This window comes from Pantoea sp. X-Soil-YNGN-844 (assembly GCF_059730595.1).
In genome coordinates, this window is record NZ_AP036007.1 from 1,094,345 (window position 1) to 1,107,658 (window position 13,314).

Below are 13,314 nucleotides of genomic sequence, written 5' to 3' on the forward strand. Positions count from 1 at the left end.
GTCCCTGTCGGCGTGATCGCGACAGCGTCAGATAAAGCGTAGCCCGTTACGCTTTATCGTTACAGGGATCACCTTTTCAGGAGCAGTAAAGCGGGCGCAAAAATGGCATGATCACCGCGCAGTCACTTTGCACAACCTGACGGTTTTTTCAGCAATCCATGCGTGTTTGTCTTCGCAGCTTGAACTTTTATCGTCAGGTAGTGTAAAAAGTGGCGCACGCAATCGATTACCTCTGCATGCGCGGATCATTTTACGCTTCACCGATCCGTCTGCAGCTGAGGCGCAGAGCAGGGCATAGCGTTGCCTGCCTGACGGCTCAGGTTTACTGGCGGCTTTTAACACGGACTATCTGATGAAAACCACGCAAACTGGCACGCTGGGCGCGCTTGAGAGTGACGTCGATACGGGATGGCGTAAAACCGACACCATGTGGATGCTGGGTTTATACGGCACCGCAATCGGAGCCGGTGTGCTGTTCCTGCCCATCAATGCCGGTGTCGGCGGGCTGATCCCGCTTATTATCATGGCGGTGCTGGCCTTTCCGCTGACCTTCTTCGCGCACCGCGCCCTGACGCGGTTTGTCCTTTCCGGTAAAAATCCGGCAGGTGATATTACCGAGGTGGTCGAGGAGCATTTCGGCGTCGGCGCGGGCAAGCTGATTACGCTGCTCTATTTCTTCGCGATTTACCCGATTCTGCTGATGTACAGCGTGGCGATTACCAACACGGTGGAAAGCCTGATGGTGAATCAGCTCGGCCTGGTGCCGCCGCCGCGAGTGCTGCTATCGCTGCTGCTGATTGTCGGCCTGATGACCATTGTGCGCTTCGGCGAGAAGATGATCGTCAAAGCGATGAGCGTGCTGGTCTATCCCTTTGTGGCGGTTTTGATGCTGATGGCCTGCTATCTGATCCCGCACTGGCACGGGGCTGCACTCTCAACGCTGAACGTTCAGCCTGCGGGCAGCAGCCTGTGGATGACGCTGTGGCTGGCGATACCGGTTATGGTCTTTTCGTTTAACCACTCACCGATCATCTCCTCCTTTGCCCTGGCGAAGCGCGAAGAGTATGGCGACGCCGCCGAGAAAAAATGCTCGCGCATTCTGGCCTGCTCGCACCTGATGATGGTGGTGACGGTGATGTTCTTTGTCTTCAGCTGCGTGCTGAGCCTGTCGCCTGACGATCTGCATGCCGCCAAGGCGCAGAACATTACGATTCTCTCCTATCTGGCGAACCATTTTCAGGTGCCGATGATTGCCTGGCTCGGGCCGCTGATTGCCATTGTGGCGATCACCAAATCGTTCCTCGGCCACTATCTGGGGGCGCGTGAAGGGTTTAATGGTATGGTCAATAAGGCGCTGCGCAGCCGCGGTAAAACCATCGCGCCTGCCAGACTGAATCGCCTGACGTCACTCTTTATGTTGCTTACCACCTGGCTGGTGGCAACGCTGGACCCGAATATTCTCGGCATGATTGAGACGCTGGGCGGGCCGGTGATTGCGATGATCCTGTTCCTGATGCCGATGTATGCCATTCACAAAGTGCCGGCGATGCGTAAGTACAGCGGGAAAATCAGTAACCTGTTTGTGGTGCTGATTGGTCTGATTGCCATCTCCGCGATTTTCTATTCGCTGGTGAAGTAACCGATCACTCAACAGGCGCTTCTCAGCGGTATTGAGAGGCGCCTGCTGTTCTGCCCGCTACCCGTCATTTTCTCCGTATATCGCCTCCCTGTTTTAGCCAGCCGCCGCACACTAAACCCTCTCTGTCAGACGCATCTCGTCAGCAATATTTACATTTGTTACTTTTTCACATGGTAGAGTTAACGCGAATAATTATTATTCCTTTAAAGGACAGGAGAAAAATGAAAATCGGGATTGTTGCTGCCACCACGCTGTTACTGTCAACCGCCTGCGCGGCAACCACCTATCCGGTCACGGTGACCGATATGGATGGTCAGAAAATTACGCTGCAAAAGGAGCCGCAGCATGTGATTTTGCAGGACGGACGCGACGTGATGGCGCTGGCTTTACTGGATCGACAGAACCCGTTTCAGCGGGTCGTTGTCTGGAATAACCTGCCGAAAAAGCAGGATACCCAGACCTGGGATCTGCTGAAGCAGCGCTGGCCGCAGGCGGCATCGATTGTAGACATGGGCTTTAACGATCAGGGGCAGGTCAATCTGGAGAGCGTGCTGGCGAAGCAGCCCGATCTGATGATTGCGCAGCTGCGCGCTAAACCGGCACTGACGCAGTCGGGCGTGCTGGCTACCCTGAAGAATCTGCATATCCCGGTGCTGTTCCTGGATGATGAGCTTCACCCCAAAGAGAACACCCTAAAGAGTGTGAAAGTGCTGGGTACCGTTCTGAATCGCGAAACCGAAGCGAAAGCCTACGCTGATTTTTATCAGCAGCGCTGGCAGATGCTTCAGCAGAAGATTGCGCAGGTGCCGCACAAGCCGACGGTGTTTATTGAACCGATTGCCGGTAACAGCGACAACTGCTGTTTTACCCATGGTCATAACGGCTGGGGTGCGCTGGTGGAAGCGGTCGGCGGGGAAAATATCGGCTCAGCGCTGCTGCCCGGCAGCTCAGGTTTTGTGTCGCTGGAGAAGATTATCGCCATGAAGCCGGACGTTTACATCATGACCGGCTCGAAGCGTCCGAACAGCAATGTGCTGCCGTTTGGTTATGGTGCCAGTCAGACCGACGTGACCGCCATATTCAACCGCCTGCAGAGTCGTACCGGGCTGGAGCAGATCGAACCGGTGAAGCAGAAACGGGTCTATGGCGTTTATCACCATTTTTATAATCACCCTTACAACATCATCGGTATGGAAATTCTGGCAAAAGATCTCTATCCAGAGGTATTCCGTGATCTCGATCCGACGGCCGATTATCACCATATCGTAAAACAGTTCACGGCGTTGCCGGATGCGCCGGTGATCCTCAGCACGCCATGACCGGGTAAAGCGTCGGGGTGCATTTCAGCACCCTGACGTTGAACAGGTTTTAACGGGTCAGCCTGAGGCGTGATGTTCAGGCTGCCCGGTTAACATCTGGATTGCGTCAGAAGAGTTTTAAAGATATGACCTGTGTTAAGAAATCGCTAAGCAAGCGTAATACTGTGTAAGTTACCGGATTTTAAGACTTTTACAGGTGTCTCCCGCCAGAATTATTGCCATGATGCCGATCAACGGTGCCTGAACAGCCGTTATTTTCGGAGGCAGTATCATGAAAAAAACAACATTAACGCTTATCGCTTCACTTTTAACATGCAGCACGCTCTTCTCTCAGGTTTCACTGGCAGACGATCATGATGACGGTCAGCGTAAGCCGGTGCCGCATCAGAACAGTGATAAACGTCATGACAATCGCGGCCCCGATCAGAATCGAGACCGCGGCAACAATCGCCATGATGATAAAAAGCCTCACGACATGGGCAATAATCGGCATGATGAAGATAACAACCATCGTGGCAGAGAATCCCGCAATGACCGTGACCATTTCGCCTGGCAGGGGCACGACTTCCGTCGCGGCCATCCTGTCCCGCAGGAATATCGCGGCGACCATTATCGCGTAGCCGACTGGCATGAACGCGGTCTGCGTGAACCGCCGAGCGGTTATCACTGGGCAAACATCGACGGCAACTATGTGCTGATTGCTGCCGCGACCGGTGTGATTACCGCGCTGGTGCTGAACAGCGCCCTGAACTGATTCTAACCTGAACCGATCAACAGGGATGGCTGCGGCCATCCCTGTTTCTTTCCGTTTTGCTGCGCCAGCGGCTATCCTGAGACTCCACGCTGAAAATTTCCTGTGTAAGGAGTCATGATGACCACGGTTAAGATGGTTGCAGTCGATATGGATGGCACGTTTCTGGACGATAACAAGCAGTACAATCGATCCCGCTTTCTCGCCTGCTATCAGCAACTCACTGCCCGCGATATCAAATTTGTTGTGGCCAGCGGCAATCAGTATTACCAGCTCAAATCTTTCTTCCCGGAGATCGCCAGCGATATCGCCTTTGTGGCGGAAAACGGCGCATGGATTATTGACCGTGATGAAGAGCTGTTTTGCGGTGCCTTTGAACGCCGCGACGTTGAAGCGGTAATCAGCACCCTGCAAAACGGCGACTATCCCGGCCTGCGTTATCTGCTGTGTGGCCGTAACAGCGCGTATTACTTCGACGGCATGGAAGAGAGCTGGCTGAAGAAGATGCGCCATTACTGTCACCGGCTGAAGCCGATTCATCATCTGGATGAGGTGCAGGATGACCGGCTGTTTAAGTTCGCGCTGAACCTCTCGGATGACTACATCGAGCCACTGATGGCGGATATTGAGCGACTGCACCAGGGACGCGTGGCCGCGACGTCAAGCGGTCATGGCTCGGTCGATCTGATCGTGCCGGGAAATCACAAAGCGCACGGTCTGGATCTGCTGGCAAAACGCTGGGGGATCACGCACGACCAGGTGCTGGCCTTTGGCGATGGCGGTAACGATCTGGAGATGCTGAAACAGTCTGGCTTCAGTTTTGCCATGGACAATGCGCCAGAGCGGGTGAAGCAGGCGGCACGTTATGCCGCGGCGTCTAATAATGAGCAGGGCGTGTTGCAGATCATTGAGCAGATGCTGGCAGGTGAGGGGCCTTTTGCCGCCCCGCGGCGCTGAGACTGAACGTGCCAGGATAACGCTGAGCTGCTGCATGACCTGCCGGGCTGGCAGGTCAGTGAAGGAGTTCAGCACGTTGATCACGCCGTGATTTGCCAGGCCTGCGCAATCATTGTCTGCATCTGTTCACGGCTGTAATTCACCAGCGAATTTTTGCTGTTGGCTCGCGCCAGGATCCACTCTACCTCATTGCGGCTCAGCGACGGGCCATCCTGCCAGAATGGCGTGATGGCATTCTGCTGCAGCCACTGCTTCAGAAACTGTGCCGGTGAATCTGTGGATTCGCTGAAGAGCTGCGGGTGCAGCTCCGCCATCAGCGTACGCTGCAGCGGCTGCTGGCTGTCAGACAACAGATCCAGGAACGGAAACAGCAGGCGTCCGCACACTTCACCGTGATGGAACGGTTTAATCGCACCCAGTTCCCCGGCAATACCGTGGATCACGCCCAGACCCGCACTGCTGAGACTGACACCCCCCAGCCATGAGGCCATCATCATTGCTTCACGTGCCGCGTCACCCGCCGCATCCTCGCGATTGAGTGCAGGCCACGCCTGAACAAACTGACGCAGGCCGGTCAGCGCGAGCTGGCGGGTGAAGAGGTTGCCTTTGCCCGAGAGATACGCTTCAAACAGATGGGTAAAAGCATCAATGCCGCAGGTCGCCAGCACCTGATCAGGTGCGCCTTTCAGCAAATCCGGGTCAAGAATCGCCACCTCCGGCACAAAGACCGGGTGACGCAGTGACGCTTTGATCTGAATATCCTGCTGGTCGGTTAATACCGCATTTTGCGTGACTTCGCTGCCGGTCCCGGCCGTTGTCGGAACCGCAATCAGCGGCAGCGTGATGGGCTGAACCGCAGTGTCACCTACCTTCTCCAGATAGCGGGCCGTAGGCAGCGGGTGTTGGATCATGGCGCTGAGGGCTTTCGCCGCATCCAGCACGCTGCCTCCGCCAATCGCAACCACCCGATCAACATGACCGCGCCAGCGTGCAACCCAGCCATCGATTTCAGCGGGCGAAGCTTCATGGCTGACAATTTCATAACCGAGAATGTGATCGTTGAGTTCAGCTTTTATCCGGGCATAGGCTGGCCCCTGCAGGAAAGATTGTCCGCAAAACAGCAGGGAAGGTTGTGACCGGGCGGCCAGCAGCGGCACCAGTTTATCCAGACTACCGCGGCCAAAGAGGGTTCGTTGATTACTGTACAGCTCACTCAGGTTCTCACTCACCAGCGCATCCTTTTTACATTTCGCTAAAATCTGAGTGTAACGAAAAGCGCGGCGCCAGCATGGGCAAACTTTCTGATAACACACTGGCAAAAAGTTGATCATCTTCGCAAAACAGAAATTCACCGTCGGTGGGGTGGTGCTTTCCTGCGGATGTTACCCTTAACATGTTATCGGTAACAGCGTTTGTCGGGATGTGTAAGCATCTTACAGCGCACTGTTTTGCAGCCCCCCGGGGATCATGATAATAAACCGACACTGAATTCCCTTCAGTGCGCAAGGTGGAGAAAACCTATGCCATTACTCTATGTGGCGATCGGCGTCGCGTTACTGCTGCTGCTGATGATTCGCTTTAAGCTTAATGGATTTATCGCGCTGATCCTGGTGGCGCTGGCGGTCGGTGTGATGCAGGGCATGCCGGTAAATAAAGTCATTACCTCAATCAAAGCGGGCGTAGGCGGCACGCTGGGCAGCCTTGCGCTAATCATGGGTTTTGGTGCCATGCTCGGTAAGTTGCTTGCCGACTGCGGCGGTGCGCAGCGTATTGCCACCACCCTGATTGAAAAATTCGGCACAAAGCATATTCAGTGGGCACTGGTGCTGACCGGTTTTATCGTCGGTTTTGCGCTGTTCTACGAAGTGGGCTTTGTGCTGATGCTGCCGCTGGTTTTCAGCGTGGCGGCGTCGGCGCGTGTGCCGCTGCTCTACGTCGGGGTACCGATGGCGGCCGCTTTATCAGTGACGCACGGTTTTCTTCCCCCGCATCCTGGTCCTACAGCCATTGCCACGCTGTTTAATGCTGACATGGGTAAAACGCTGCTGTTCGGTACGCTGCTGGGTATCCCTACGGTGATTCTGGCGGGTCCGGTTTATGCCCGTTTTCTGAAAAACATCGACAAACCAATTCCACAGGGCCTTTACAACCCGAAGACCTTTACCGAAGCGGAAATGCCCAGCTTTGGCGTCAGCGTCTGGACGGCACTGGTGCCGGTGGTGCTGATGGCGCTGCGTGCCGTGGCGGAGATGCTGTTGCCAAAAGGCCACGTACTGTTGCCCTATGCGGAGTTCTTTGGCGACCCGGTAATGGCAACGCTGATTGCGGTACTGATTGCGATCTTCACCTTTGGCCTGAATCGCGGTCGTACGATGGAACAGGTGATGGATACCCTGACCGACTCGATCAAAATCATCGCTATGATGCTGTTGATCATTGGCGGTGGCGGGGCCTTTAAACAGGTGCTGGTGGACAGCGGCGTGGATAAATATATCGCCAGCATGATGCACTCGACTCAGCTTTCACCCATCTTTATGGCCTGGTCGATTGCTGCTGTGCTGCGTATTGCCCTGGGTTCTGCCACGGTTGCGGCGATTACCGCCGGGGGTATTGTGGCACCGTTGATTGTCACCAGTGGTGCCAGCCCGGAATTAATGGTTATCGCCGTGGGTTCCGGCAGTGTGATCTTCTCGCACGTTAATGACCCTGGCTTCTGGCTGTTCAAAGAGTATTTCAACCTGACGATAGGCGAAACCATTCGCTCCTGGTCGGCGCTGGAGACCATTATTTCGGTCTGTGGTCTGGTGGGTTGCCTGCTGCTCTCATGGGCGATTTAACCTCTGGCCGCTGGCAACCCTGCCAGCGGCTCCTCTCTTTGCTTCTCTCCGGCCCGTTTCTTTTTGTATCGCGGGCAGCCTCCTGAGCCGTTTTATTCGCAGCCTGTAATCACGAATATAAAAAGGGCCGCAAAACGCGGCCCACGGGTCTGTAATAGCGTAAATCTGGCCTCTTAATGAGGCGGTTCAAAACCGGCTTTGACCATCTGTTCCCGCAGCGCTCGCGCAATTTCGCGATTGCCGCCGGTGACCGGATAGATAACGTTGTTTACCACATCATCAAGATAGTGCTCGTCAAACTCCTGCATAGAGAGCTGCGTGCCGCCTTCATCGTTGATGGCGAAAGAACCTTTGATGTGGTTACCGCTGTTTTTGGCCTTAAGGCTGTAGCGGCCCATGCTGGTATTAATCGTGCTCATAAGATCTCCTCGCGACTCATTTCAATCTCATCACTACTGAGGCCTGCCTTGCCGCCTGAATTTTAGCCAGGAATGGTCTGTAAAACGAAGAAAGAGGGCCAGTAAGAAGTGGTGTTGCGATCGTTATCTCAGAACATAAATAAAAGCCAAATCTGCTGAACTTATGAGCAGTTGAATCCTGAGTGACGCGGCGTGGCAAATTTTTCTGTCTATACTGCTTACAGGAAAAATGTTTAATCAGTGAGGGGAAAAGGAAATGAAAATTATTCTGTGGATTATCGCGATCATTTTTATCGTGGGCTTACTGACCCTGACAGGGGTGTTCAAACTGATTTTCTGATGTCATAGTTTTGTTAAAGCTTCAGCGACGGCGGGCACCTAATCAGGTGCCCGAGCTGTTTTCTGGCTCGCTAACAAATACTGACTAATGGGATCCATCGGCGTATTTGGTAGCAGATCCTGTGAGCCCAGCTGTTTTTTACAGCATGCGCAGCAGGCACCATGAAAGTTGCGCTTTCCCTCCCGATAATCAGTGAAAACGAACCGTGCGCTTCCACACTGGCTACAGCGTATCTTCATCACCATTCTGCGTCTCATCCTCCTTTTTAATGCGCCCTGACGGATGCCTGCCTCTGCACGGTTAAGCAGATTTTATCTATTGCTGCGCAATATTATTCCGGACTGCGATGAGAAACGTAATTTCTTATGACGCTGATTGTTTGTTGCCAAATGCGAATTCGCTTACTAAAAAGCACTTCATTGATCTTGCTCAATGTTTCTTTGTTGTTGGCTAAAATATCCGCGAATACCCTGCTCTGGCTGGAATTATTGGCACTGAACGCTTATCCAGGTGCAACTAAAAGCAGGAGCTGCGCTCAGAAATTTAAGAATTAATGCTCATTTAATGAGCATTGGTGCCGCAATGATGGCGAGAACCCTTAAAAATGGATCAGACAGAGAAAAGCGCTGTTCCGATGAAGATAAAAAAATTGCGTTTTTACTTCTGTCGCCTTCATTAAGAAGAGGAATACATCTTAATAAGATTTTTCTTTTTAACGTGAACGCTGTGTAACGCTAAAAGAAAAAAGGTGCGTCTTTCCAGCGGGTTAGCGTTCAGTGCAGGTCATGGACCTGCTAGCTGTTTACGGACAATTCGCAAGTCTGTAAGCAGGAAAGTGTGATGGATGTACGGAAAGGCGATATTTATCACTTTTTCATCAAATCGGACTGGACAAATCCCTCAGCAATTGCTGTACTAGACCCCGACACAGTTTAGTGTCCATTTTTCATGTAAAGGTAATATAGATGTCTAAGATCAAAGGTAACGTTAAGTGGTTTAATGAATCTAAAGGATTCGGTTTCATTACTCCTGAAGATGGCAGCAAAGATGTATTCGTACATTTCTCTGCAATCCAGAGCAACGGCTTCAAAACTCTGGCTGAAGGTCAGCGCGTAGAGTTTGAAATCACCGACGGCGCTAAAGGCCCATCTGCTGCTAACGTTATCAGTCTGTAAGTTAACAGTCAGAATTCTAAAAACCCGCCTGATGGCGGGTTTTTTTATGGCTGTAATCTGCGCTTCATCCCTTTCATCGTAACCTCCTGTATCGTCTCTGTGGCCGCACAAACTGCGCGGCAGTTCACAATAAATTTCCGTAACATATTTATAACAACCTGACATGCAGCTTTTTAGTTTGCGACGCTATATAACTGAGCGACAGAACCCGGTGAGTGAGGAGGCAGGATGAACATACGTCAGGCAGAGTTGAAAGACAGTTTTGCGTTGAGTGCCCTGTTGAGCGAGTTAGGCTACGGCGGCACCGAAAGCTTCATTGAACAGCGCCTGGCGCAGTTATGCAGCGATCCCAGTGAAGCGCTGCTGGTGGCGGAACATGGCAGCCAGGTGCTGGGTTTTCTTTCCCTGCATTTTATTCCTCAACTGGCCCTGGCCGGTGATTTTGCCCGCATCAGCTACTTCTGCATTGCAGAGGGTGAGCGCAGTAAAGGTGTCGGCCAGCAGCTGCTTCAGCACGCTGAAACGCTGGCAGCGCGTCGTGGCTGCGACCGTATGGAAGTCCATTGCCATCAGTCTCGTCTCAAGGCGAATCAGTTCTACGCCCGCGAAGGTTATACTGAGTCCCCCCGTTATCTCATCAAAGATCTGCAAGCGGGTTAACTTCCCGTCCGGAGGCGATGACCAGTGCCCCGGCAATCATCTCCCGCTGTTCATCCCTGAGGCTGGCGATGCTGACGCGAATAAACTGCGTGGGGCCAAGCCGACAGCGCTCGCCCGGCACGACCGCAATCCCGCGGGCCGCCAGCGTAATCATGGCAAACTGCTCCGACGCTACCGGGATATAGAGGCTTAACCCGTCGCGAAGCGGCAAAGGCAGACCGCGCCGCGCCAGCGACGTCAGCATCGCTTCGCGTCGTTGCCGGTAAATTGCGCGCGCGGTGGCAATCTGTTGTTGCGTTGCCTCATCCTCCAGCAGCCACGCGACTGCGTCCTGCAGAATGCGGCTGGTCCAGCTGACGCCAAAATTTCGCCATGACTGAATCCGCTTCACCATCTCCGAGGTGGCAGAGAGCACGGCCAGCCGCAGATCCGGCCCGTAGGCTTTGGAAAATGAACGGATGTGTAGCGTTCTCTCAGGAAAACAGACGCCCAGGCTCCAGCTCGCCTCCGCGGAGAGATCGCCAATCCCATCATCCTCAACAATCAGTGTGCTGCTCATTTGCAGAACCTGCGCCAGCGCCTGACGTCGCCCCGGGCTGATGCTGTTCCCGGTGGCCGAGTGAGTGCGAGGCTGATAGATCAGCATCACCGGTGCCTGCTCCAGCAGAACAGACAGGACATCCGGCAGTGGCCCCTGCTCATCACACGTAAGCGGCAGGATCTCTGCGCCGACGTTATCCAGCATATCGAGCAGCCGGGTTGCGGTTGGATCTTCAATAATCACCCGGTCACCCGGCGAGACGAGGGTTTGCACCAGCAGGTTCATCGCATCAAAACCGCCATCCGTTGCCAGAAATGCTTCTGCCGCATAGGGCCAGCGCGGCTTAATCGCCTGTAGCAGCGGCGCTGAAATCGCTTCGCGGGTGTAGCTATTGAGTTGCGGTGAGCGCAGGGCCGCCTGCAGCGCTTGCTGCAGATCAGGCAGCAGGGCAGGGTCGGGCGAGGCCAGAGTCAGATCGGCGCGGATGTTTTCGCCGTAATTACCGATCTTCTCAAAGCGAATCGGACGCGGCATCACCGTGTTGCCACTGACCCAGACACCACTGCGTCCTTTGCCCGCCAGTACTTTCTGCTTTCTGAGTTGCGCCCAGGCAGCAGAAACGGTTGCCGGACTGACGCCCAGCTGCTCCGCGATCTCCCGCACCGCAGGCATCTGCATGCCTGTCGCAATTTGTCCGTCCCGAATCAGGGCGGAGGCGGCCTGGGCGATGCCTTTCACCGAAGGCGATGTTATCTGGCTGCAAAACCAGTTGAGGTCGACGCTCTCTGTCATAAGAAAATACTTTGTTCAGTAACAAAATAGTGATTGTTCAGATAAGTATTACGGCTCTAGTATCAAATTCAAGCACTATTTTAAGCCCCTTACCGACGGCGAAGCGCAAACGGAGAGATCATGGCAAAGCTACTCATCAGACTGGCGGTACGCGACTGGGACTACTTCACCCCACTGGCGCTGGGCGATATCAGACCGGAAGGCTTTGATCTGCAGATCGACCGCGTCGGCACGCTGGTGAATGACCTGGCGACCAGCCTCGATTATGACGCGGGCGAAGTCTCCTTCAGCCGCTACGCTCAGAGCCGGGCCAGAGGCGACGAAACCTTACTCGGCCTGCCGCATTTCCTGATGCGCGGCTTCCGCCAGCGCTGCATCATCACCACCGCCAGCAGCTCCCTCACTACGCCTGCAGAGCTGAAAGGCAAAAGGATTGGCGTCACCGGCTGGCAGGATTCGGGCAATACCTGGACACGCACGGTGCTGCGTGAAGCAGGCGTCGAAATTGATGATGTCTTCTGGTATGCCGGTCGTCTTACGGTAGAGCATCCGATAGTCGATCGACTGGCGGGATTTGGCCGGCCCGGCCACATTGAGCCGGCTCCTGACGAGCGACCGCTGATTGAGATGCTGCAGGCAGGTGAGCTGGATGCCATCTTCACCCCCTTTATGCCGGAGGGCTTTTTCCTGCCTGATTCGGGTCTGCGGCAGCTGCAGACCGATTTTTATCAGGCGGAACGGGACTACTTTCACCGTGTTGGCTATGTGCCGGGCATTCATATTCTGGCCCTTAAACCGGCGCTGGCGGCGGAACATCCGTGGCTGCCTGCGGCGTTAAGTGAAGTGATCGATCGCTCTTATCAGCTGTGGATGCAGAAAAGAGAGAAATATGCCGACACCACGCCGTGGCTGCTGGACGATTTGCGACGCACTGCGCAGGAATTACCGGCGGACTGGAATCAGAATGGTTTTAGCGCTAACAGGAAGATGATTGCGGACTTTAGCCGCGAGCTTTATCAGCAGGGACTGACCCACCAATTACTGACGCCGGAAGCGATGTTTCCGGCCTCTGCGGGAGAAGAGAAATGATGAAAGTGGCACTGGGACAGTTTGCGGTAAGCCGCGAATGGCAGGACAACGCTCATATCTGTCTGGATTTAATGCAGCGTGCGTCAGAAGGGGGGGCCGATCTGCTGGTCCTGCCGGAAGGTGTGCTGGCGCGTGATATTGCCGACCCTGATTTAGTGCTGAAAGCAGCACAGCCGCTGGATGGCCCTTTTCTGAGCCAGTTGCTGGCCGCCAGCAAGCACACTGCGCTGACCACCATGATGAGCGTTCACGTTCCCACCGACCAGCAAAAAGCGCTCAACGTGCTGGTGGCTATCCGTAACGGTGAGATCATCGCCGCCTATGAAAAGCTGCATCTGTACGATGCCTTTGCGATGCAGGAATCGCAGCGGGTCAATCCGGGCCACGTCATTCCGCCGCTGATTGACGTCGCGGGTATGAAAGTCGGATTAATGACCTGCTATGACGTACGTTTCCCGGAGCTGGCGCGTCGGCTGGTGCTGGATGGTGCAGACGTACTGGTGCTGCCTGCAGCCTGGGTTAAAGGTCCGCTAAAAGAGATGCACTGGGAGTTACTGACCCGCGCCCGTGCGCTGGAGAATACCTGCTATATGGTGGCGGTGGGCGAGTGTGGCCCACGCAATATCGGCAACAGTCTGGTGGTCGATCCGCTGGGCGTCGCGGTGGCGAATGCGGCGGAGTCACCCGCACTGCTGTTTGTCGATCTCGATCCTGAGCGCGTCGCCTATGCCCGCCGGGTACTGCCAGTGCTGGAGAACCGACGCTTCGCCCGTCCCGAACTCAACTGATCTGCTG

Annotated in this window: 13 protein-coding genes; 10 read left to right on the forward strand and 3 right to left on the reverse strand. The window is 54.5% G+C overall.

Going from position 1 to position 13,314, the window contains the following annotated elements; all coding sequences use genetic code 11:
* Positions 1-352 precede the first annotated feature (352 nt).
* The 4 genes from AC6I8C_RS04940 (at position 353) to AC6I8C_RS04955 (ending at position 4,666) form a co-directional block, all read left to right on the forward strand.
* The gene (locus tag AC6I8C_RS04940) at positions 353-1,639 is read left to right on the forward strand and encodes an HAAAP family serine/threonine permease (RefSeq protein ID WP_033732037.1); all 1,287 of its coding nucleotides are present in this window, start codon (positions 353-355) and stop codon (positions 1,637-1,639) included.
* 221 nt (positions 1,640-1,860) lie between these two features.
* Complete coding sequence (locus AC6I8C_RS04945) at positions 1,861-2,958, forward strand: ABC transporter substrate-binding protein (RefSeq protein WP_497821778.1); 1,098 nt, start codon at positions 1,861-1,863, stop codon at positions 2,956-2,958.
* Between the two features lie 271 nt (positions 2,959-3,229).
* Entirely contained in the window at positions 3,230-3,712 is a 483-nt protein-coding gene (locus AC6I8C_RS04950; RefSeq protein WP_497821779.1) for an RcnB family protein, read from the forward strand.
* A gap of 117 nt (positions 3,713-3,829) precedes the next feature.
* A complete protein-coding gene (locus AC6I8C_RS04955; protein ID WP_497821780.1) occupies positions 3,830-4,666 on the forward strand; it encodes a Cof-type HAD-IIB family hydrolase in 837 nt (278 codons plus the stop codon).
* Positions 4,667-4,746: 80 nt separating this feature from the next.
* On the opposite strand, the gene AC6I8C_RS04960 is transcribed toward AC6I8C_RS04955, so the two are convergent.
* Positions 4,747-5,895, reverse strand: a complete 1,149-nt coding sequence (locus AC6I8C_RS04960) for an iron-containing alcohol dehydrogenase (RefSeq protein WP_497821781.1) — start codon at positions 5,893-5,895, stop codon at positions 4,747-4,749.
* Between the two features lie 291 nt (positions 5,896-6,186).
* Between AC6I8C_RS04960 and gntT the strand changes: the two genes are divergently transcribed.
* Complete coding sequence (gene gntT / locus AC6I8C_RS04965; RefSeq protein ID WP_013357083.1) at positions 6,187-7,503, forward strand: gluconate transporter; 1,317 nt, start codon at positions 6,187-6,189, stop codon at positions 7,501-7,503.
* Positions 7,504-7,676: 173 nt separating this feature from the next.
* Here the strand turns inward: gntT and AC6I8C_RS04970 are convergent, their stop codons facing one another.
* A complete protein-coding gene (locus AC6I8C_RS04970) occupies positions 7,677-7,922 on the reverse strand; it encodes a hypothetical protein (protein ID WP_013357084.1) in 246 nt (81 codons plus the stop codon).
* 256 nt (positions 7,923-8,178) lie between these two features.
* Here AC6I8C_RS04970 and AC6I8C_RS04975 point away from each other — a divergent pair, with 256 nt between their 5' ends.
* From AC6I8C_RS04975 to AC6I8C_RS04985, 3 genes are all read left to right on the forward strand, one after another.
* A complete protein-coding gene (locus AC6I8C_RS04975) occupies positions 8,179-8,262 on the forward strand; it encodes a small membrane protein YohP (RefSeq protein WP_019105993.1) in 84 nt (27 codons plus the stop codon).
* Positions 8,263-9,227: 965 nt separating this feature from the next.
* Positions 9,228-9,437, forward strand: coding sequence for a transcription antiterminator/RNA stability regulator CspE (gene cspE, locus AC6I8C_RS04980; protein WP_006118399.1), 210 nt, complete (start codon positions 9,228-9,230; stop codon positions 9,435-9,437).
* Between the two features lie 228 nt (positions 9,438-9,665).
* Positions 9,666-10,097: a GNAT family N-acetyltransferase gene (locus AC6I8C_RS04985; RefSeq protein WP_033782287.1), complete on the forward strand. Its 432-nt coding sequence runs from the start codon at positions 9,666-9,668 to the stop codon at positions 10,095-10,097.
* Here the strand turns inward: AC6I8C_RS04985 and AC6I8C_RS04990 are convergent.
* Positions 10,075-11,430, reverse strand: a complete 1,356-nt coding sequence (locus tag AC6I8C_RS04990) for an aminotransferase-like domain-containing protein (RefSeq protein WP_497821782.1) — start codon at positions 11,428-11,430, stop codon at positions 10,075-10,077. The two genes, AC6I8C_RS04985 and AC6I8C_RS04990, sit on opposite strands and share 23 nt — an antisense overlap.
* 120 nt (positions 11,431-11,550) lie before the next feature.
* Between AC6I8C_RS04990 and AC6I8C_RS04995 the strand changes: the two genes are divergently transcribed.
* Together AC6I8C_RS04995 and AC6I8C_RS05000 are read left to right on the forward strand one after the other, a co-directional pair.
* Complete coding sequence (locus tag AC6I8C_RS04995) at positions 11,551-12,519, forward strand: ABC transporter substrate-binding protein (RefSeq protein WP_497821783.1); 969 nt, start codon at positions 11,551-11,553, stop codon at positions 12,517-12,519.
* A complete protein-coding gene (locus AC6I8C_RS05000) occupies positions 12,519-13,307 on the forward strand; it encodes a deaminated glutathione amidase (RefSeq protein WP_497823310.1) in 789 nt (262 codons plus the stop codon). Before AC6I8C_RS04995 ends, AC6I8C_RS05000 begins: the two co-directional genes overlap by 1 nt.
* The last annotated feature ends 7 nt before the right edge of the window (positions 13,308-13,314 follow it).